This window comes from Microbacterium testaceum (assembly GCF_003075375.1).
GTDB classification, from domain to species: domain Bacteria; phylum Actinomycetota; class Actinomycetes; order Actinomycetales; family Microbacteriaceae; genus Microbacterium; species Microbacterium testaceum_E.
Genome location: NZ_QDFT01000010.1, coordinates 23,621 through 43,579, shown reverse-complemented (window position 1 = coordinate 43,579; position 19,959 = coordinate 23,621). Strand labels below are relative to the sequence as shown.

The window sequence follows — 19,959 nt, the reverse complement described above, 5'->3', positions numbered from 1 at the left end:
CTCGCAGGATCGGGCGGTGAGCTGATGGGCTGGACCAACCCACCGGTCAAATGGTCGGAGCTCGAACGACTGCTCAGCGACGCCCGTCGCCCGACCGACGCGCCGCCCAACGGCGACGGGGGCGATAGCCCGGCCTGGTCGCACAAGCGCGGCGCGTACGTACCGCCCACCATCGAGCGGCCCGACGACACCGTGCCCTACGCCGAGCTGCACGCGCACTCGTCCTACTCGTTCCTCGATGGCGCCTCATCGCCCGAAGAACTCGTCGAAGAGGCCGAACGGCTGGGACTGCACGCGCTCGCCCTCACCGACCACGACGGCTTCTACGGCATCGTGCGCTTCGCCGAGGCGGCCGAGGCCCGCACGGTCAAGACCGTGTTCGGGGCGGAGCTGTCGCTCGGGCTCCCCGGCCCGCAGAACGGAGAAGCCGACCCGCACGGTTCGCACCTGCTGGTGCTCGCCCGTCGCGAAGAGGGGTATCACCGCCTGGCCGCCGCGATCACCCACGCGCAGCTGACCGGAGCCGAGAAAGGCCGCCCGGTCTACGACCTCGAAGAACTCGCCGAACGCGCCGGCGGTCCGCAGGACCCCCATTGGGCCGTCCTCACCGGATGCCGAAAAGGAGCGGTGCGGCAGGCGCTCGCCTTCGACGGGCCGGCGGGTGCCGCCCGAGAGCTCGACACCCTCGTCGACCTGTTCGGGGCAGAAGCCGTGTTCGTCGAGCTGATGGACCAGGGCGACCCGCTCGATTCCCGGCGCAACGACGTGCTGGCGGGCCTCGCGGCCGAACGCGGCCTCGCCACCCTGGCCACCAACAACGTGCACTACGCGGCTCCGCAGAAAGAGCTGCTCGCGGCCGCCGTCGCCGCGGTGCGGGCCAACCGCGGACTCGACGAGCTCGACGGCTGGCTCCCGGCCCATGCCGGGGCGCACCTGCGGTCGGGAGTCGAGATGGCCGCGCGGTTCCGCCGATACCCGGGGGCCGTGGCCCGCACCGTCGAACTTGCCGACGAGATCGCCTTCCCCCTGCGCCGGGCGAAGCCCGCGCTGCCGCGGCAGAAGGTCCCCGAGGGGCACACCCCCATGTCGTGGCTGCGCCACCTCGTCTGGCAGGCCGTCCCGCGGAAGTATCCGAACCTCTCCGACGACGACCGTCGGCGGATCGAGCGCGAGCTCGAGGTGATCGAGATGAAGGACTTCCCCGGCTACTTCCTCATCGTCTACGGCATCGTCGCCGAGGCCCGGCGCCGTGGCATCCTGTGCCAGGGACGCGGCTCGGCGGCGAACAGCGCCGTCTGCTACCTGCTCGACATCACCGCGGTCGACTCGATCTTCTACAAGCTGCCGTTCGAACGGTTCCTCTCGAGCCTGCGCGACGAAGAACCCGACATCGACGTCGACTTCGATTCCGACCGGCGCGAAGAGATCATCCAGTGGGTCTACCGCGAGTACGGTCGCGAACGCGCGGCGCAGGTGGCCAACGTCATCCAGTACCGGCCCAAGAACGCCGTCCGCGACATGGCACGGGCCCTCGGGCACTCGCCCGGGCAGCAGGACGCCTGGTCGAAGCAGGTCGAGCGCTGGGGCGCGAGCCTCGAGACCGGCGCTGACCACGACATCCCCGACCAGGTCATCGAGTTCGCGTCCGAACTGCTGAAGGCGCCGCGGCATCTCGGCATCCATTCGGGGGGAATGGTGCTCACGGATCGCCCGGTCGGCGAGGTGGTGCCCATCGAACACGCCCGCATGGACGACCGCACGGTCATCCAGTGGGACAAGGACGACGCGGCGTGGATGGGACTGGTCAAGTTCGACCTGCTGGGCCTCGGCATGCTCGCCGCGCTGCAGTACTGCTTCGACCTGATCCACGACGCCACCGGCGAGCGGTGGGAGCTGTCGACCCTGCCCAAAGAAGAGAAGGCGGTGTACGACATGCTCTGCCGAGCGGACTCGATCGGGGTCTTCCAGGTGGAGTCGCGCGCGCAGATGGGGCTGCTGCCGCGTCTGCAGCCCCGCAAGTTCTACGACCTCGTCGTGCAGATCGCGCTCATCCGTCCGGGTCCCATCCAGGGCGGCGCGGTGCACCCCTTCGTGCGCCGCAAGCTCGGGCAGGAGCCCATCACCTACGTCCACCCCAAGCTCGAACCCGTGCTCGCCCGAACGATGGGGGTACCGGTCTTCCAGGAGCAGCTGATGCAGATGGCCGTCGCCGTCGGCAACTGCTCGGCCGAGGACGCCGACCTGCTGCGACGGGCGATGGGATCCAAGCGGGGGCTCGAGCGCATCGACTCCCTGCGCGAGACGCTGTACTCGGGCATGGCCGAGAACGGCCTGGTGGGACGCGTCGCCGACGAGCTCTACGCCAAGATCCAGGCGTTCGCGAACTTCGGGTTCGCCGAGTCGCACTCCCTCTCGTTCGCCCTGCTGGTCTATGCGAGTTCGTGGATCAAGCTGCATTATCCGGCGGCGTTCCTGGCCGGCCTGCTGCGCGCCCAGCCGATGGGGTTCTATTCCCCGGCGACTCTCACCGCCGACGCCCGACGGCACGGCGTGGTGGTGCGCCGGCCCGACCTGCAGCGCTCGGGGGTCGAGGCGACGCTCGAACCCGTCGACGAGGCGGCGGGGGCCGCGGGACGGGCAGAAGGGGATGCCGCGGCGGCCACCGGGCAGCAGAGTCGGCCGACCGGACGCGACGCGTGCGCCGACGCCCGGCAGCCTCCGACGGGGGAGTTCGATCCGCGCGAGCCCGACGAGACCCTGGCGCACCGCCGCGACGGAGGATTCGCGGTACGGCTGGGATTGGCGGGCGTCACCGGGATCGGCGCGAAAGTGGCCGCCCGCGTCGTGGAGGAACGCGAACGCGGGGGCCCCTACCGCGACCTGCGCGACCTCGTGCGTCGCACCGGGCTCGTCACCGCCCAGGTCGAAGCACTCGCGACGGCGGGGGCGTTCGAGAGCCTGGGGCACACGCGGCGCGAGGCCATCTGGCTGGCGGGGTCGGCGGCGCTGGACCGCCCGGAGTTCCTGCCCGATTCGCTCGTCGCGGTGCAGCCCCCGCTGTTCACCGACCCCTCGAGCTACGAGGTGCTCGCGGCCGATCTGTGGGCGACCGGTCTGTCCGCCGACGATCACCCGCTGGTCCATTTCCGGGCGGCTCTCGACGCGCGCGGGGTGATCACCTCGCGTGAGCTGCGCACCTACGAGACCGACCGCCGCATCGAGGTCGCGGGGCTGGTCACCCACCGGCAGCGGCCTGCCACGGCATCCGGGATCACCTTCCTCAACCTCGAAGACGAGCACGGCCTCATGAACATCATCTGCTCGGTGGGGGTGTGGAACCGCTACCGGCGCGTGGCGCGCGAGTCGCCCGCGCTGATCGTGCGGGGAATGCTCGAACGCTCCGTCGAGGGGGTGACGAACGTGGTGGCCGACGGATTCACCGACCTGCGGGTGGGGGTCGCCCACGCGTCACGCGACTTCCGGTGACGTCGCTCGTGCTCACTAGACTCGGGCCATCTCGCCCGGTTCCGCATCAGACAGGGAAACGACATGACCGATTCACCCACTCCGCCCGACGGCTGGTACCCCGACCCCGCCGGGGGCGGCGGACTGCGCCGCTGGAACGGCACCTCGTGGACCGACGAAGTGCGCGCGCACGACGGCAGCGTCGTGGCGCCCGCCGTGCCCGCGGCCGACGAGCCGACGCGCGACGTCCGCGAGCAGCAGGACGAGGGACGGGATGCCGGGGGTTCGGCGGAGTCGACGAGTGTCGAGCCGACGGCTGTCGAACCTGCGGGTGTCGAGCCTGCGAGTGTCGAGCCGGCGGGTGTCGAGCCTGCGGGTGTTGAGCCGGCGGGTGCAGCGCCCGACGAGGTTCCGACCGCGGACGCGGCATCGATCGACGAGCCGGTCGCGGCAGTGCAACCGGCACCCGCCCACGATCCGGCTCCGGTCCATGACGCCGCCCCCGAGCCCACCCCCGCCGACCCGACCGCGCCCGCTCAGGCTGATCCAGCCGTCGCCGCAAGTGTGGGAGCATCGCACGACGCCCCGGTGCCCTCGGGTGCTCCCGCAGCGGCTGAGGCTCCCGCGTATCCCGACTCCCCGGGCGCTCCGGCGTACCCCGGTGCTCCGGCCTACGCCCATGCTTCCGCCGACGCCGGTGCTCCCGCCTACCCGGCTGCGTCGGCGCACCCCGGTGCTCCCGTCTACCCGGGCGCGCCCGCCGACGCCGGTGCTTCCGCCTACCCCGGTGCTCCCGCTTACCCGGCTGCGTCGGCGCACCCCGGTGCTCCCGTCTACCCCGCCGCCGGAGCCGCCGGTGCCGGTGCCTTCGCGCCCCACGCAGCCCCGCGAACGGACATCTCCACGAACACCGTGTGGATCTGGCTGCTGGTGTTCCTTCCGCTGCTGGGTGTCATCGGACTGTTCCTCTTCGATTGGTCGACCTACCTGCAGGAATCGGTGTACGCCGAGATCTACGGTCTGGGTCCCACGCCCGATGCGATCCTGGTCAACGCGGTCACCTCGGTGCTGAGCATCGCCTTCTACGCGGTGACCGTGCTGTTCGCCTTCTTGGACTGGCGGCAGCTGCGAGCCCGCGGCGTCGAACGGCCGTTCCACTGGGCCTGGAGCTTCCTCGTCATCGTCATGTCGAGCGCCCTGGTGTACATCATCGGTCGGGCGGTGGTCGCCCGCCGTCGTACCCGCGCCGGTCTCGCACCCATGTGGGCGGCGATCGCCGTCAACGTCGTCGCACTCGTCGCGCTGATCGGTTTCCTGACCGTCCTGATCGTCCAACTCATCCCGCTGTTCGAAGCGCTCGCCATCTCGAACACGTACTGACCACTCGGGCGAGGGGCCGTCGGACGATGGCCTCTCGCCCGCAACGATGTGTCGATGTGTGACGCCGTGTCTCGTCACGTGACGCGCGCGGAGCCCGACCCTCTGAGCGCTCATACGCTCCTGGAACCGGCGCCCGACGCCGCGTCAACCGGGAGTAAGAGCATGTCCACGACGTCCATCGCCCAGCAGATCGACGACTTCAACACGGGATTCGAAGCGCAGATCGGAGACCGACTCGCCGGGGTCTTCGCCGGCGAACAAGAAGACCTCCGCGCCGACGGCATCCCCGCGGGGGCACTCGGTGTCGGCGACGAGGCCCCCGATGCCTCGCTGCTCACCGCCGACGGGCAGACCACCTCGCTCTCCGCCGCCCTCGGCGGGGCGGTCGGCGTCGTCGTCTTCTACCGCGGCGCATGGTGCCCCTACTGCAACATCACCCTGCGCACCTACCAGCAGGAACTCATCCCCGCCCTCCGCGAACGCGGCGCCCAGCTCATCGCCGTCTCTCCGCAGACGCCCGAGGGATCCGCCAAGATCACCGACGACGCCGCGCTCGACTTCGCCGTCCTCTCCGACCCCGCCAACGCGCTCGCCGAGGGCTTCGGCATCGTCACCGAGCCCAGCGCGGATGCGCGCGCAGCCCACACCGAGCTCGGCTTCGACGTCGCCGACAGCAATGCCGATGACACCGCCCGGATTCCCTTCCCCTCGGTGTACGTGATCGACGCCGAGGGGCGCATCCGCTTCGCCGACATCCACGTCGACTACACCACCCGCACCGAGACCGACGAGATCGTCCGCGCCGTCGACGCCCTCGGGCACGCCTGAACCCCGCGGGGCGTGGCGCGGCCGACCCGGCCGAGCGTCGCGCCCCGCACACCCGTCGCGTCGCGCCTCCGTGGGGCGCTGCCGCCTCAGTGGCGACGGGCGCCGCGGGTCGCCATGACGGCGTCGAGCAGCGCGTGCGCCGTGTCGTCCTTCGTCCCGGATGCCGTGGCCACGACCTCGCCGCCCGCACCGACGATCGTGAGGGCGTTGTCGGTCGTCTCGAACCCCCGGGTCCATCCCACCGCGTTCGCGGCCAGTAGGTCGACGCCCTTCCTCGCCGCTTTGGCGCGTGCGCGCTCGAGCAGTTCCGCGTCGTCGGCGACCGTCTCGGCGGCGAAGGCCACGATGGTCTGTCCCTCGCGACGCGCCGCGACGAGCCCCGCGACCACGTCGCGGTTCTCGCGCAGCTCGAGGGTCAGTCCGCCGGGGGAGTCCTGTTTGCGCACCTTCTGCTCGGACACCGCCGCCACGGCGTAGTCGGCGACCGCCGCGGCCATCACGATGACGTCGGCGGTGGGGGAGATGGCATCCATCGCCGTTCCGAGTTCGTCGGCGGTGCTCACGGCCACGACCTCGACCCGCGGATCGGGGCGGACGTCGGCGTCGAGGTGCGCCGCGACCAGGGTCACCCGCGCCCCGCGGTCCGCGGCGGCCCGCGCGAGTGCGACCCCCTGTCGTCCGCTCGAGCGGTTGCCGAGGAAGCGCACCGGGTCGATGGGCTCGCGCGTGCCGCCGGCGCTGATGACCACCGACAGGCCCTCGAGGTCGCGCGGACGCTCGACGAGGGCGAGGGCGGCGGCGACGATCTGCTCGGGTTCCGACATTCGACCGGGTCCCGTGTCGCCCCCGGTGAGCTCGCCGTCGGCGGGACCGACCACGTGGATGCCGCGCTCGCGCAGCACGCGCATGTTGTGGGTGGTCGCGGGGTGGCGCCACATCTCGGTGTGCATCGCGGGGGCGACGACCACCGGTGCGGTGGTGGCCAGCAGCGTCGTCCCGAGCAGGTCGGAGGCGAGTCCCGCCGTCATCGACGCCAGGGTGTTGGCCGTGGCGGGTGCCACGATGACCAGGTCGGCCGCCTGGCCGAGGGCGACGTGCCGCACCCGGGCGACGTCGTCGTGCACCGAGGTGGTCACGGGGTTGCGGCTCAGGGCCTCCCACGTGGGCTGGCCGACGAAGCGCAGGGCATCGACGGTGGGGATGACGTGCACGTCGTGCCCCGCCTTGACCAGCAGACGGACCAGGCTCACGCTCTTGTAGGCGGCGATGCCCCCGGTGACTCCCACGACGACGAACATGGCTCCAGTCTTCCAGGCCGGATCGCGGAGTGGGGGCGGGGTGCCGGCGGGGTCGTGGGCGCGCGCGAGCGGGACGAGGACGATTGGCGGCTGCGTCGGCATCCTGAGAACAGGGGGGTGTGTCGAGAACAGGCGGATCCGGCGGAATCCGGCCTGTTCTCGTCGCGGGGCCTGTTCTCGTCGCGCAGGCGCGTCGGGCAGGGGCCCCGGTCGCGCAGGCGCGTCGCGCAGGGGGCCCCGGCCGCACCGACGCGCGGGTAGCGTGGACGCAATGTGCACCGTGGTCATCCACGTCCCCGCGACGCCGGCGCAACCGGTCCATCTGCTCGCCGTCCGCGACGAGGATCGCGAGCGACCCTGGCGTCGGCTAGGACCCTGGTGGCCGGAGCGGCCCGGCATCCTGGGGGTCCGCGATGACCGCGCGGGCGGTGCGTGGCTGGCCGTCGACCCCGACGCGTCTCGATTGGCTGTTCTGCTCAACCGCGAGGACCTCTCGGGCCGCGGGGATGACGAGGTCGTCAGCCGAGGCGCCATCCCGCTCGATGCGGTGGCCGACGGCATCCCGAATCATCCCGCGACCCGCGGCTTCAACCTCGTCGACGTGGATGCCGACGGCGCCCACCTCGTCGAGTGGGATGGCCTGACCGCCCGTCGCAGCCGTCTCGCGCCGGGCATCCACATGGTCGCGCATCACGCGGTCGACGACCCGGGCACCCCGCGCATCGCGCGGTGGCTCGAGGAGTTCCGCTCCGCCGGTATCGCGGACGGATCCGACTGGTGGATGCCGTGGCTCGGCGTGGTCGAGCGTTCCACACTCGACCCGACGTCATCGGTGCTGCGGCGTGACGCGCACGACGAGCACGTCCTCGAGTCGCTCCTCGTGTGCGCGGCCACGGTGGGTCCCGCGGGCGTCGAGGTGCGCGAGGCGATGCCGGCCACCCCGGGCGCCTGGGACGACGGGCTCGTCGAGGGTCTGAGGTCCGGCATCCGTTCCTCCCCGGTGGGTGCACCGGGTCATCCGTCCACCGTCGGGGAGGCCGGACGGTCGGGGGCACCGGCCGCGCAGTAGGCTGGAACGATCCCGCCTCCGTAGCTCAGGGGATAGAGCGCCGCACTCCTAACGCGGGCGTCGCAGGTTCGAATCCTGTCGGGGGCACTGTCGGATCGACGCGGTCGTCGCGGTGCGCACACGGTGGTGATGCGCGAGCGTTGCTCCTCGTCGCCTCAAGCGCAGGCCGCCTGTGCCGGCGGCGCGCCGTGGAGTCGCGTCGCGCCGCCGTCTGCGCCCGCGCAACGTGGAGCGACCCCGCCGTCGCCCGGCGATCAACGTGCAGCGACCCTGCCAGCGCCCGCCGCGCAGCGTGGAGCGGCCCCGCCTGCGCCGCCGCGCAACGCGCAGTGACCCCGCCTGCACCCGCCGCCCCACCCGCCGTTGCGGGCCCCACCCCCGCCGTGGCATGATTACTGAACGATCGGTCGGAAAACCTCGCAGCTGAGGATGACGACCCCGCCAGAGTCGGCGGGGGAGAGGAAGACGATGTCGGACGCGTTTCTCATCGGCGGTGTGCGCACCCCGGTCGGGCGGTACGGCGGGGCTCTGGCATCCGTCCGACCCGATGACCTCGCCGCTCTCGTGGTCGGCCACGCGGTGACGCGTGCCGGCGTGCCGGCCGAGGCGATCGACGAGGTGATCCTCGGTGCGGCCAATCAGGCGGGCGAGGACAACCGCAACGTCGCCCGGATGGCCGTGCTGCTGGCCGGACTGCCGGATGCCGTCCCCGGCCTGACCGTCAACCGCCTCTGCGCCTCGGGCATGAGCGCCGTCGCGCTCGCCGCGCAGGCGATCCGCGCCGGCGACGCCGACGTGGTGGTGGCCGGAGGTGTCGAATCGATGACGCGCGCGCCGTGGGTGCAGGCCAAGCCCGAGCGCGCGTGGGCCAAACCGGGCGCCGCGTTCGACACGTCCATCGGCTGGCGCTTCACCAACCCCCGGCTCGCCGCGCGTGACAAGGCCACCTTCACGATGCCCGAGACCGCCGAAGAAGTCGCCCGCGTGGACGGCGTCTCGCGCGCCGACGCGGACGCCTTCGCCCTGCGCAGTCACGAGCGGGCGATCGCGGCACAGGATGCCGGGCGCTTCGCCGACGAGATCGTCGCCGTCGAGACGTCGCGCGGCCCGGTCGACAGCGACGAGGGGCCGCGCCGCGACACCTCGCTCGACGTGTTGGCGGGACTCCGCCCCGTCGTGAAGGGCGGCGAGGTCGTCACGGCCGGCAACTCCAGCTCCCTCAACGACGGCGCCTCGGCGATCGTCGTCGCCAGTGCCGCCGCCGTCGAACGGTACGGCCTGCGCCCGCGCGCGCGGATCGTGTCGCACGCCGCGGCCGGTCTCGCGCCCGAGATCATGGGGCTCGGTCCCGTGCCCGCGACCGAGAAGGCGCTCGCCAAGGCCGGGCTGTCGGCATCCGATCTGGGAGCCGTCGAACTCAACGAAGCCTTCGCCTCGCAGTCGCTCGCGTGCATGCGGCGCCTGGGCCTGGACCCCGACATCGTCAACGCCGACGGCGGGGCCATCGCGCTCGGGCATCCGCTGGGCTCGAGCGGCTCACGGCTGCTCGTGACCCTGCTCGGCCGGATGGAGCGCGAGGACGCCCGATACGGGCTGGCCACGATGTGCGTCGGCGTGGGGCAGGGTGCGGCGATGATCGTGGAGCGCGCCGGTGCGTGACGTCGAGGCCGGGCTCTCCGAAGCCCCCCGCCTGCGCGTCGAGGTGAGCGACGACCGCGTCGTCGCGACGCTCGACCGCCCCGACCGCCGCAACGCCATCGACCAGCGGATGGTCGACGAACTGCACGCGCTCTGCGCCGACCTCGAGGCCGACCCGCGCACGCTCATCGTGACCGGTGCGGGCGGGATCTTCGCCGCCGGCGCCGACATCGCCCAGCTGCGCGAGCGCACGGGCGACGACGCCCGCCGAGGGATCAACGCCTCGGTGTTCGATCGCCTGCGGCACCTGCCCCTGCCCGTGATCGCCGCGGTCGACGGATTCGCGCTGGGCGGCGGCGCCGAGCTCGCCTACGCCGCGGACATCCGCATCGGCACCCCGCGCGCCCGCTTCGGCAACCCCGAGCCGGGCCTCGGGATCATCGCGGCCGCCGGAGCGTCGTGGCGGTTGCCCGAGATCGTCGGTCACGCCCGGGCGAGCGAGCTGCTGCTCACCACCCGCACCCTCGACGCCGACGAAGCCCTCCAGTGGGGGCTGCTGTCGAGCGTGCACGATCCCGAAGAGCTGCTCGACGCCGCCCACGCGCTCGTCGACCGCATCGCGGCGAACTCGGCCCGCGCGACGATCCTGACCAAGCGCGCCCTGCTCGCCCCCCGTTCCGACCATCCGACGGTCGACGGCGAGCTGCAGGCCGAGCTGTTCGACAGCCCCGACAAGCACGCCCGCATGACCGCCTTTCTGGAGAGGAAGAAGAAGTGACGCTTCCCGACACCCGCCCGACTCCGGACGTCCGCACCGGGGATGCCGGCATCCCCACCTCTCTGCCCGCTCGCGTCGGCGTGCTCGGCGGCGGGCGCATGGGCGCCGGGATCGCGCACGCCTTCCTGCTCGCCGGTGCGCGCGTGCACGTCGTCGAGCGCGACGACCAGGCCGCCGCCGCCGCACGTGATCGCGTCGCCACGGCCCTCGAGCGCTCCGCCGCGCGGGGGCGGGACCTGCCGGATGCCGACACCCTCAGCGTCGGGTCCGACCCCGCGGGCTTCGCGGGGGCGGGATTGATCGTCGAGGCGGTCCCCGAGGACCGCGCCCTGAAGATCGACGCCCTCACCCGCATCGAGGCGGCCGTCGACGCGGGGGCGGTCGTGGCATCCAACACCTCGTCCATCTCGATCGACGCGCTCGCCGCATCGCTCCGCCGCCCCGAGCGGTTCCTCGGGCTGCACTTCTTCAACCCCGTGCCGGCCTCGGCGCTGGTCGAGGTCGTCACGGGAGCGGCGACGACGCCCGAGGTCGTACGTGCGGCGACCGACTGGGTCGAGGCCATCGGCAAGAGCGCGGTCGTCGTGCGCGATGCACCCGGCTTCGCGTCGAGCCGTCTCGGGGTGGCGCTGGGACTCGAGGCGATCCGCATGCTCGAAGAGGGCGTCGCCTCGGCGCACGACATCGACACCGCCATGGAGCTGGGGTACCGGCATCCGATGGGCCCCCTGCGCACGACCGACGTCGTCGGTCTCGACGTGCGCCTGGGGATCGCCGAAGAACTCGAGCGCGCGTTCGGTGCACGCTTCGCCCCGCCGGCGCTGCTGAGGAAGCTCGTCGCCGAGGGGCACCTGGGTCGCAAGACCGGCCGTGGTTTCTACGAATGGAGCGCATGATGACGTTTCTGCCCAGCTACGTGAACGGGGCCTGGTGGACGCCCGACGCCGACCCCGACGCCGCGGTCGTGCGCGACGCCTCGACCGGCGACGAGATCGTGCGAGTCAGCACGAAGGGTCTGGACCTGGCCGCGGCCGTCGACTTCGCGCGCCGCGAGGGGCAGCGCAGCATCGGCGCCCTCACCTTCCACCAGCGCGCGATGGTGCTGAAGAACCTCGCGATCGCCCTCAACGACCGCCGCGAGGAGCTGTACGCGCTGTCGGAGCGCTCGGGCTCGACGCGGCGCGACTCGCTCAGCGACGTCGACGGCGGCATCGGCGTCCTGTTCACCTTCTCGTCGAAGGCGCGGCGCGAGCTGCCCGCCGGCACGGTCGTGCTCGACGGACCCGTCGAGCCGCTGTCGAAGGACGGCTCGTTCCTCGGCCGGCACGTCTACACGCGCCTGCCGGGCGTGGCGGTGCAGATCAACGCCTTCAACTTCCCGATGTGGGGCGCGCTCGAGAAGTTCGCGCCGGCCTTCCTCGCCGGCCTCCCCACGATCGTGAAGCCCGCGACCCCCACGGCGTACGTCGCCGAGGCGTGGGTGCGCATGGTCGTCGAGACGGGACTGCTGCCCGAGGGGGCGCTGCAGCTGGTCAGCGGAAGCGTCCCGGGCCTGTTCGACCTGCTCGACCTCGGCGACACCGTCGGGTTCACCGGCAGCGCCTCCACCGCCGAGCGCCTGCGTGCCCAGGCCGCACCCGGCGTGCGGTTCACGAGCGAGACCGACTCCGTCAACGCCTCGATCCTCGGCCCCGACGCGACGCCCGGCACCCCCGAGTTCGACGCGTACGTGAAGCAGCTGCTCGTCGAAATGACCACCAAGGCGGGACAGAAGTGCACCGCGATCCGCCGCGCGATCGTTCCGGCGGGCATGACGGATGCCGTGGCCGAGGCGCTGCGCGCGAAGATCGCCGAGCGCGTGGTCATCGGCGACCCGCGCGCCGAGGGCGTGACGATGGGGCCGGTCGTCTCGCTCGCGCAGCGCGACGAGGTGCTCCGTCAGGTGCAGGCCCTGCGCGACGCCGGCGGACGCTTCGTCGTCGGTTCGGACGAGGCGCCCGAGGGCACGCCCGCCGACGGCGCCTTCCTGCAGCCGATGCTGCTGTCGTTCGCGGATGCCGCGACCCCGGCCGTCAACGACATCGAGGCGTTCGGGCCGGTCGCCAGCATCGTCGAGTACGCCGATGTCGCCGATGCGGCGACCATCGTGGGCCGGGGCGGCGGCTCCCTCGTCACGAGTGTCGCCACCCACGACCCCGACGTCGCCACCGAGCTGCTCACCCGCATGGGCGCGATGAACGGGCGGGTACTCTTCCTCGACCGCGACGATGCGCGCACCTCCACCGGGCACGGCGCCCCGGTTCCCCACCTCGTGCACGGCGGCCCCGGCCGGGCGGGCGGCGGCGAGGAGCTCGGCGGCATCCGCTCCGTCCTGCACTACATGCAGCGGACGGCGATCCAGGGCTCGCCGCGTATGCTGACCGCGCTGACCGGGGTCTGGCATCCCGGAGCCGACACCGACACCGACGGCATCCATCCCTTCCGCAAACCCCTGTCGGACCTCCGGATCGGGGATGCCGTCGAGTCGGACGAGCGCGAGGTCACCCTCGACGACATCGAGGTGTTCGCGAGGTTCACCGGCGACACCTTCTACGCCCACATGGACGAGGAGTCCGCCGCAGCGAACCCCTTCTTCCCCGGGCGCGTGGCGCACGGCTACCTGCTGGTGTCGTGGGCGGCGGGCCTGTTCGTCGATCCGGCACCCGGTCCCGTGCTCGCGAACTCGGGGCTCGAGAACCTGCGCTTCGTCACCCCCGTCTCACCCGGCGACCGCATCCGCGTTGCGCTGACCGCGAAGCAGATCACCCCGCGCGAGACCGACGAGTACGGCGAGGTGCGGTGGGATGCCGTCATCCGCAACCAGGACGACGAGATCGTGGCGCAGTACGACGTGCTGACGCTGGTGGCCAAGACCTGGGCTCCCGCCGAGGTGCTGGTGTGACGCTCCGGTCCATGATGCAGCGCGACCGCGCCTCGGCGATGCTCGGCATGGTCGTCGAGCACGACGCGCCGGGGGAGTCGCGCGTGTCGATGACCGTGCGCGACGACATGCTGAACGGCTTCGCCATCACCCACGGCGGGCTCGTCTTCACCCTGGCCGACACGGCCTTCGCGATCGCGTGCAACGAGGACGAGAGGGTGACCGTCGCCGGGGGAGCCGACATCACGTTCCTGAAGTCGACGACGTCGGGGCAGACGCTCACCGCGACGGCCGTGCGGCGGGCCCGCAGCGGCCGGACCGGCTTGTACGACATCCGCGTGACCGACGAGACGGGCGACCTGGTCGCCGAGGTGCGCGGGCGCAGCATCACGACGGATCGACGGCCACCGGCCGAGCCCGCGGCGGTGGCCGGGTCCGCGCCGGTGGCCGGGGCCGCGCCGGCGGCGGAGCCCGCGGCGGACACAACCTCCGCGATGCGCACGAACCCCGCCCGACACGCCGACGCGCCGACGGAGGATGTGTACATCGCGGAGGTTGTGCACGACGCCGACCCCCATCCCTCGAACGATTTCGAGCGCAGCGCCGCGCTCCCCACCACGGAGGTGTCCCGATGACCCTGACAACCGCACCGCGCCCGGACTTCCTGGCATCCGTCGATCCCACCGGCATCCCGCTCGATCGCCTGCGCGCGCTGCAGCTCGAGCGGTTGCAGTGGACGGTCCGCCACGCGTACGACAACGTCGAGCTGTACCGGCGCAAATTCGACGAGGCCGGCGTCCGCCCCGACGACATCCGCGCCCTCGACGACATCCGCCTGCTGCCGTTCACGACCAAGGCCGACCTGCGCGAGACCTACCCCTTCGGCATGTTCGCGGTGCCGATGGCCGACGTCCGCCGTATCCACGCCTCGTCGGGAACCACCGGGCGCCCCACCGTCGTCGGCTACACGGCCGGCGACCTCGACCGCTGGGCCGACCTCGTCGCCCGTTCGCTGAGTGCCGCCGGTCTGCGCGCGGGGGACCGCGTGCACAACGCCTACGGCTACGGGCTGTTCACGGGCGGGCTCGGCGCGCACGCGGGGATCGAGCGTCTCGGGGCGACCGTCATCCCCATGTCGGGCGGGCAGACCGCGCGCCAGGCCCAGCTCATCCAGGATTTCGAACCGGATGCCATCCTGTGCACGCCGAGCTACCTGCTCACGATCGCCGACGCGCTGGAGGCGGCGGGCGTCGACCCGCGCTCGACCTCGCTGCGGGTCGCGGTGCTCGGGGCCGAGCCCTGGACCAACGAGATGCGCCGCGAGATCGAGCGTCGCCTCGACCTCACCGCCGTCGACATCTACGGCCTGAGCGAGGTGATGGGTCCGGGTGTGGCATCCGAGAGCTCCCTCACCAAGGACGGACCGCACGTGTGGGAGGACCACTTCCTGCCCGAGACGATCGACGGCGACACCGGCGCACCGGTGGCGGACGGCGAGCTCGGCGAGCTGGTCTTCACCTCGTTGACCAAAGAGGCGTTCCCGGTCATCCGCTACCGCACGCGCGACCTCACCCGGCTGCGTCCGGGGACGGCCTTCCCCGCGATGCGCCGCATCGAGAAGATCACCGGCCGCAACGACGACATGATCATCCTGCGCGGGGTGAACCTCTTCCCCACGCAGATCGAAGAGATCGTGATGGGCATCGAGACCCTCACCCCGCACTTCGTGCTCGAGCTGCGCCGGGAGGGACGGATGGATGCCATGACCGTCCGCATCGAGCGGCATCCCGCCCTGGAGCGCGAGGTGTGCGAGGCCGCCGGCGTCGTGCTGCGTCAGCGCATCAAGGTGCTGATCGGCACGAGCGTGGACGTTCGCGTCGAGGAGCCCGGCGCCCTCCCGCGCAGCGAGGGCAAGTACAAGCGCGTCTACGACCTGCGCTGACGCGGCCCGGGCGTGCCGCCGAGGACGCATCGCTTCGCCGAGGCCGCATCCGTTCGCCGTCACACGGGTGCGGTCTCGGCGGACGGGTGCGGTCTCGCCGGACGGCCGCGGTCTCGCCGACAACCGCGAGCCCGCGCGCGCCGGGGCTCAGGCGCCCGCGCGCGCGAGCGGCGTGTCGTCGAGGCCGGCGATCAGGTCGCCGAGGCTGTCGTAGACGCCCACCGCTCCGGCATCCCTCAGCTCGTCCGCCGAGAAGCCGCCGGTGCGCACGGCGACGGTGGCGACGTCGGCCTTGGCCGCGGCGATGGCATCCCAAGGGGAGTCGCCGATCATCACGCCGCCGGTGCCGGGAACGCGAGCCAGAGCCGTCTGGACGAGGTCGGGCGCGGGCTTGCTCGACTCGACGTCGTCGGAGGTGGTCCAGGCGTCGGCCACGTCGCGCGCGTCGAGCAGGTCGAGGAAGCGCTCCACGTGATCGCTCTTGCCCGAGCTGGCGAGGACGACCTGGAATCCGCGCTCCTTCACCTCGGCGAGCAGCGCGTGCGCGCCGTCGAAGGGGCGCACCTCGTCGATCATCGGCTCGAACTCCTCGGTCCACGCCGCGCGCAGCGCCTCTCCGTGCCGGTTCTCGACGGCGTCGCTCGTGAGCGCGGGCACGAGCTGGTCGCCGCCCATTCCGATCGCCCGGTGGATGCGCCAGATCGGCAGCACGATGTCGAACCGACGGAAGGCGCGGGACCAGGCGAGCGCGTGCTGGTAGTTGGTGTCGACGAGGGTTCCGTCGACGTCGAAGATCGCTGTGTCGGCCATGGCTGCACGACACCTCATCGCGGGTCCGGGGTCACGACCATTGCGGCGCCCCGTTCCCTCGGGTACAGTTTTACTGAACGATCGGTCTGTAAAAGGAGTCGACGATGACGATGACCGCACCCCCCAGCGACGTCCGGGACGGCGAGGAGCTGTTCGACGCCCTCATCGAGGCCGACGGGCGCATCGAACCGCGCGACTGGATGCCCGACGGCTACCGCCGCACGCTCATCCGCCAGATCTCGCAGCACGCGCACTCCGAGATCATCGGGATGCAGCCCGAGGGGGCGTGGATCACCCGGGCGCCGAGCCTGAAGCGCAAGTCGATCCTGCTCGCCAAGGTGCAGGACGAGGCCGGCCACGGACTGTACCTGTACTCGGCCGCCCAGACGCTCGGCATCACGCGCGACGAGATGACGCAGCAGCTCGTCGACGGCAAGGCCCGCTATTCGTCGATCTTCAACTACCCCACCCCGACCTGGGCCGACATGGGTGCGATCGGGTGGCTCGTCGACGGTGCCGCGATCTGCAATCAGGTGCCGCTGTGTCGCGCCTCGTACGGTCCCTACGGCCGCGCGATGGTGCGCATCTGCAAAGAGGAGTCGTTCCACCAGCGTCAGGGTTTCGAGATCCTCCTCACCCTCATGCAGGGCACCGAGGAGCAGCGCGAGATGGCCCAGGATGCCGTGAACCGCTGGTACTGGCCGAGCCTGATGATGTTCGGGCCCCCCGACGACGACTCGCCCAACTCCGCGCAGTCGATGGCGTGGAACATCAAGCGCTTCAGCAACGACGAGCTGCGTCAGCGGTTCGTGTCGATGCTCGTCCCGCAGGCGGCGGTGCTGGGCGTGACTCTGCCCGATCCGGAGCTGCGCTTCGACGACGAGACCGGTCAGTACGTCATGGGCGAGATCGACTGGACCGAGTTCAACGAGGTTCTCGCCGGACGCGGTCCGCTGAACACCCTGCGGCGTCAGCACCGTCGCGACGCCCACGAAGAGGGCGCGTGGGTGCGCGAGGCGGCCGCGGCGTACGCAGCCAAGAAGAGCGCCGCCCGCGTCGAGACGGCGGTCGCCTGATGGCCACGCCCGGCGGCAGCCCCGCCGAGACCTGGCCCCTGTGGGAGGTGTTCGTGCGCGCCGGCCGCGGTCTGAGCCACGTCCACGTCGGCTCGCTGCACGCCCCCGACGCCGATCTCGCCGTGCGCAACGCGCGCGATCTGTACACGCGCCGTGGTGAGGGCGTGTCGGTCTGGGTCGTGCCCTCGGATGCCGTCACCACCAGCGACCCCGGGGCCAAGGGCGCCTTCTTCGAGTCGCCCGCGGGCAAGAACTACCGGCACGCGGTGTACTACACCGCGTCCGAGGGGGTACCGCACCTGTGAGCGCCACGATCGACCCGCACGGCGACGTGTCTCTCGACGCCCGCGAACTCGCGGCCGAGCTCGCCGGGGGAGAGGACCGCGCCGTCGACCCCGACGTCGCCCGATACGCGATGGCCCTGGGCGACGACGCCCTGATCCTCGCGCAGAACCTCTGCGGCTGGGTGGCCCGCGCCCCCGAGCTCGAAGAGGACGTCGCGCTCGGCAACATCGCCCTCGACCTGCTCGGCCACGCGCGTTCCCTGCTGCGCTACGCCGGGAGTCACGACGGGCGCACCGAGGACGACCTCGCCTACTGGCGCGACGAGAGGGAGTTCCGCAGCGCGTGGTTGTTCGAACTGCCGAACGGCGACTTCGCGCACACGATCGCCCGCCAGCTGCTCGCCTCGACCTACCTGCTCGAGCTGTACCGCGAGCTCACGGCATCCGCCGATCCGGTGCTCTCGGCGGTCGCCGGCAAGGCCGAGAAAGAGGTCGACTACCACCGGGATCACGCGGTGCAGTGGACGCTCCGCCTGGCGGGCGGGACCGACGAGTCGCGTCGGCGTCTGCTCGTCGCCCTCGACGACACCTGGCCGTACCTCGACGAACTCTTCCGCGACGACGCGGTGCCCGATCGCCTCGCCGGCATCGCCGTCCGCCCCTCGACCCTGCGGGGTCGAGTCGACGACGTGCTGGCCGCCGTCCTCGCCGAAGAGGACGTCGCGGTGCCGACGATCCCCGGCTCGTCCGCGGGCGGACGACACGGCGCGCACCATCCCGCTCTCGGCCCGCTGCTCGCCGAGATGCAGGTGCTCGCCCGCCGTCACCCGGGGGCGACGTGGTGACCGGCGGCCGGCTTCCCGGCGTCCTCGAACGCGCGCGCGAGGTCGCGGCATCCGTCGTCGATCCCGAAGTGCCCGTGCTGACGATCGACGACCTCGGGGTGCTGCGCGACGTGCGACTCGACGGCGACACCGTCACGGTGACGATCACCCCCACGTACTCGGGGTGCCCCGCGGTCGACGCGATCCGCGACGACATCGTCCTGGCCCTGACCTCGGCCGGCTTCGGCCGCACGGTGGTCGAGACCACCCTGACCCCGGCCTGGACGACCGACTGGATGAGCGAGGCGGGAAAACGCAAGCTCACCGCGTACGGGATCGCCCCGCCGACCGGTCGCGCTCCCGCCGGCCCGATCCGTCTGGCGCTCAGCGTCGCGTGCCCGCGCTGCCGTTCGCTCGACACGCGCGAGGTCTCGCGTTTCGGCTCCACCTCGTGCAAGTCGCACTGGGAGTGCCGCGCCTGCCTCGAACCCTTCGACCACTTCAAGGCCCTCTGATGACGATGACGGATGCCACGCCCCCGGCCGCTGCGCCCCGCGCTCGCGCGCGCTTCCACACGCTGCGCGTGGCCGAGGTGCGCCCCCTCACGCCGACCGCGATCGAGGTGACCTTCGCGGTCCCGGACGACCTCGCGGACGCCTACGACTACGCCGCCGGGCAGTACGTGGCCCTGCGCGCGCGCGTCGACGGCGAGGAGCTGCGCCGCTCCTACTCGCTGTGCCGCCCGCCCGCCCGCGGCTCCCTCAGCGTCGGGATCAAGCGGGATCCGGACGGCCGGTTCTCGTCGTGGGCGCACGAGGGGCTGCGTCCCGGCGACGAGATCGACGTGATGAGCCCGCAGGGCACGTTCGTCTCGAAGGCGTCGACGTCCACCGGCCACGTCGTGGCGATCGCCGCCGGATCGGGCATCACGCCGATCATGGCCCTCGCCACCGACGTGCTCGAGCGATCCGCCGACGCCCGCATGACGATCGTCTACGCCAACCGCTCCTCGACCGACGTGATGTTCGTCGACGAGCTCGCCGACCTCAAGGACCGCTACCCCTCGCGCCTGACGCTGCACCACGTGCTCTCGCGCGAGCAGCGCGCGGCCCCCGTGTTCTCGGGGCGGATCGACGAGGAGCGCCTGCGGCTCATCCTGTCGCGGCTGCTCGTCCCGGCATCCGTCGACGAGTGGTTCCTCTGCGGGCCGTTCGCCCTCGTGGAGCTGTGCCGAGAGGTGCTCGCCGATGTCGGCGTCGCGCGGGAGCGCGTGCGGTTCGAGCTGTTCACGGCGGGCGAGGGCGATGCGCCGGCCCAGACCGGGGGAGCGCGTCCCGTCCGCGTGCGCGACGACCAGCCGGCGCGGCGGATCGACTTCACCCTCGACGGGCAGTCCGCGTCGGTCGAGACACCCGTCGCGGCGAACGAGACGATCCTCGCCGCGGCCCTGCGCGTGCGCCCCGACGTTCCGTTCGCGTGCGCCGGCGGGGTGTGCGGCACCTGCCGGGCGCGGGTGATCGAGGGGTCGGTGTCGATGACCGAGAACTACGCCCTCGAACCCGACGAGATCGAGCGCGGGTACGTGCTGACGTGCCAGTCGCACCCCACCTCCGACGCCGTGCGCGTCGACTACGACGGATGAGCGGC

At 72.1% G+C, this 19,959-nt stretch carries 17 protein-coding genes and 1 tRNA gene; 16 read left to right on the top strand and 2 right to left on the bottom strand.

Annotated features, from left to right (window positions below; all coding sequences use genetic code 11):
* Positions 1 to 24: 24 nt before the first annotated feature.
* From DC432_RS05920 to DC432_RS05910, 3 genes are all read left to right on the top strand, one after another.
* Entirely contained in the window at positions 25 to 3,486 is a 3,462-nt protein-coding gene (locus DC432_RS05920; RefSeq protein WP_116537083.1) for an error-prone DNA polymerase, read from the top strand.
* Positions 3,487 to 3,549: 63 nt separating this feature from the next.
* The gene (locus DC432_RS16745; RefSeq protein WP_116537082.1) at positions 3,550 to 4,845 is read left to right on the top strand and encodes a DUF2510 domain-containing protein; all 1,296 of its coding nucleotides are present in this window, start codon (positions 3,550 to 3,552) and stop codon (positions 4,843 to 4,845) included.
* Positions 4,846 to 5,007: 162 nt separating this feature from the next.
* Positions 5,008 to 5,673 (top strand): peroxiredoxin-like family protein, encoded by a 666-nt coding sequence (locus tag DC432_RS05910; RefSeq protein ID WP_116537081.1) that lies wholly within the window; start codon positions 5,008 to 5,010, stop codon positions 5,671 to 5,673.
* Positions 5,674 to 5,759: 86 nt separating this feature from the next.
* Here the strand turns inward: DC432_RS05910 and coaBC are convergent, their stop codons facing one another.
* Complete coding sequence (coaBC, locus tag DC432_RS05905; RefSeq protein ID WP_116537080.1) at positions 5,760 to 6,971, bottom strand: bifunctional phosphopantothenoylcysteine decarboxylase/phosphopantothenate--cysteine ligase CoaBC; 1,212 nt, start codon at positions 6,969 to 6,971, stop codon at positions 5,760 to 5,762.
* Positions 6,972 to 7,242: 271 nt separating this feature from the next.
* Here coaBC and DC432_RS05900 point away from each other — a divergent pair, with 271 nt between their 5' ends.
* From DC432_RS05900 to paaK, 8 genes are all read left to right on the top strand, one after another.
* Positions 7,243 to 8,040 (top strand): NRDE family protein, encoded by a 798-nt coding sequence (locus tag DC432_RS05900; protein WP_116537079.1) that lies wholly within the window; start codon positions 7,243 to 7,245, stop codon positions 8,038 to 8,040.
* A 14-nt stretch (positions 8,041 to 8,054) separates the two neighbouring features.
* Positions 8,055 to 8,127, top strand: a tRNA-Arg gene (locus tag DC432_RS05895).
* Between the two features lie 381 nt (positions 8,128 to 8,508).
* Positions 8,509 to 9,699 (top strand): thiolase family protein, encoded by a 1,191-nt coding sequence (locus DC432_RS05890; protein ID WP_116537078.1) that lies wholly within the window; start codon positions 8,509 to 8,511, stop codon positions 9,697 to 9,699.
* Positions 9,692 to 10,456 (top strand): enoyl-CoA hydratase/isomerase family protein, encoded by a 765-nt coding sequence (locus tag DC432_RS05885; protein WP_116537077.1) that lies wholly within the window; start codon positions 9,692 to 9,694, stop codon positions 10,454 to 10,456. Before DC432_RS05890 ends, DC432_RS05885 begins: the two co-directional genes overlap by 8 nt.
* On the top strand, positions 10,453 to 11,352 hold the full coding sequence (locus DC432_RS05880; protein WP_116537076.1) for a 3-hydroxyacyl-CoA dehydrogenase family protein: 900 nt from the start codon (positions 10,453 to 10,455) through the stop codon (positions 11,350 to 11,352). The genes DC432_RS05885 and DC432_RS05880 overlap by 4 nt, the downstream gene beginning before the upstream one ends.
* Positions 11,349 to 13,397, top strand: a complete 2,049-nt coding sequence (gene paaZ / locus DC432_RS05875; protein WP_207770765.1) for a phenylacetic acid degradation bifunctional protein PaaZ — start codon at positions 11,349 to 11,351, stop codon at positions 13,395 to 13,397. Before DC432_RS05880 ends, paaZ begins: the two co-directional genes overlap by 4 nt.
* A gap of 11 nt (positions 13,398 to 13,408) precedes the next feature.
* Positions 13,409 to 14,011, top strand: a complete 603-nt coding sequence (gene paaI, locus DC432_RS16885) for a hydroxyphenylacetyl-CoA thioesterase PaaI (protein ID WP_116537074.1) — start codon at positions 13,409 to 13,411, stop codon at positions 14,009 to 14,011.
* Positions 14,008 to 15,318, top strand: a complete 1,311-nt coding sequence (paaK, locus tag DC432_RS05865; protein WP_116537073.1) for a phenylacetate--CoA ligase PaaK — start codon at positions 14,008 to 14,010, stop codon at positions 15,316 to 15,318. Before paaI ends, paaK begins: the two co-directional genes overlap by 4 nt.
* 147 nt (positions 15,319 to 15,465) lie before the next feature.
* On the opposite strand, the gene DC432_RS05860 is transcribed toward paaK, so the two are convergent.
* Positions 15,466 to 16,128, bottom strand: a complete 663-nt coding sequence (locus DC432_RS05860; protein WP_116537072.1) for an HAD family hydrolase — start codon at positions 16,126 to 16,128, stop codon at positions 15,466 to 15,468.
* Positions 16,129 to 16,232: 104 nt separating this feature from the next.
* Here DC432_RS05860 and paaA point away from each other — a divergent pair, with 104 nt between their 5' ends.
* From paaA to paaE, 5 genes are read left to right on the top strand one after another with little or no spacing between them, the layout of a single operon-like run.
* Positions 16,233 to 17,204 (top strand): 1,2-phenylacetyl-CoA epoxidase subunit PaaA, encoded by a 972-nt coding sequence (paaA, locus tag DC432_RS05855; RefSeq protein ID WP_116537071.1) that lies wholly within the window; start codon positions 16,233 to 16,235, stop codon positions 17,202 to 17,204.
* Complete coding sequence (gene paaB, locus DC432_RS05850) at positions 17,204 to 17,509, top strand: 1,2-phenylacetyl-CoA epoxidase subunit PaaB (RefSeq protein WP_116537070.1); 306 nt, start codon at positions 17,204 to 17,206, stop codon at positions 17,507 to 17,509. The genes paaA and paaB overlap by 1 nt, the downstream gene beginning before the upstream one ends.
* Positions 17,506 to 18,333, top strand: coding sequence for a 1,2-phenylacetyl-CoA epoxidase subunit PaaC (gene paaC, locus DC432_RS05845; protein WP_116537069.1), 828 nt, complete (start codon positions 17,506 to 17,508; stop codon positions 18,331 to 18,333). The genes paaB and paaC overlap by 4 nt, the downstream gene beginning before the upstream one ends.
* A complete protein-coding gene (gene paaD / locus DC432_RS05840) occupies positions 18,330 to 18,827 on the top strand; it encodes a 1,2-phenylacetyl-CoA epoxidase subunit PaaD (protein WP_116537121.1) in 498 nt (165 codons plus the stop codon). Before paaC ends, paaD begins: the two co-directional genes overlap by 4 nt.
* Positions 18,827 to 19,954 carry a 1,2-phenylacetyl-CoA epoxidase subunit PaaE gene (gene paaE / locus DC432_RS05835; RefSeq protein WP_116537068.1) on the top strand — a complete coding sequence of 376 codons (1,128 nt, stop codon included), beginning with the start codon at positions 18,827 to 18,829 and terminating at the stop codon, positions 19,952 to 19,954. The genes paaD and paaE overlap by 1 nt, the downstream gene beginning before the upstream one ends.
* The last annotated feature ends 5 nt before the right edge of the window (positions 19,955 to 19,959 follow it).

Bases quoted from the DNA above. Each gene is read 5' to 3' on its own strand.
- paaK (WP_116537073.1), top strand. From the start codon at position 14,008: ATGACCCTGACAACCGCACCGCGCCCGGACTTCCTGGCATCCGTCGAT.
- paaZ (WP_207770765.1), top strand. From the start codon at position 11,349: ATGATGACGTTTCTGCCCAGCTACGTGAACGGGGCCTGGTGGACGCCC.
- paaA (WP_116537071.1), top strand. From the start codon at position 16,233: ATGACGATGACCGCACCCCCCAGCGACGTCCGGGACGGCGAGGAGCTG.
- paaI (WP_116537074.1), top strand. From the start codon at position 13,409: ATGATGCAGCGCGACCGCGCCTCGGCGATGCTCGGCATGGTCGTCGAG.
- coaBC (WP_116537080.1), bottom strand. From the start codon at position 6,971: ATGTTCGTCGTCGTGGGAGTCACCGGGGGCATCGCCGCCTACAAGAGC.
- DC432_RS05860 (WP_116537072.1), bottom strand. From the start codon at position 16,128: ATGGCCGACACAGCGATCTTCGACGTCGACGGAACCCTCGTCGACACC.
- DC432_RS05910 (WP_116537081.1), top strand. From the start codon at position 5,008: ATGTCCACGACGTCCATCGCCCAGCAGATCGACGACTTCAACACGGGA.
- DC432_RS05900 (WP_116537079.1), top strand. From the start codon at position 7,243: ATGTGCACCGTGGTCATCCACGTCCCCGCGACGCCGGCGCAACCGGTC.
- paaE (WP_116537068.1), top strand. From the start codon at position 18,827: ATGACGATGACGGATGCCACGCCCCCGGCCGCTGCGCCCCGCGCTCGC.
- paaB (WP_116537070.1), top strand. From the start codon at position 17,204: ATGGCCACGCCCGGCGGCAGCCCCGCCGAGACCTGGCCCCTGTGGGAG.
- DC432_RS05920 (WP_116537083.1), top strand. From the start codon at position 25: ATGGGCTGGACCAACCCACCGGTCAAATGGTCGGAGCTCGAACGACTG.
- DC432_RS16745 (WP_116537082.1), top strand. From the start codon at position 3,550: ATGACCGATTCACCCACTCCGCCCGACGGCTGGTACCCCGACCCCGCC.
- DC432_RS05890 (WP_116537078.1), top strand. From the start codon at position 8,509: ATGTCGGACGCGTTTCTCATCGGCGGTGTGCGCACCCCGGTCGGGCGG.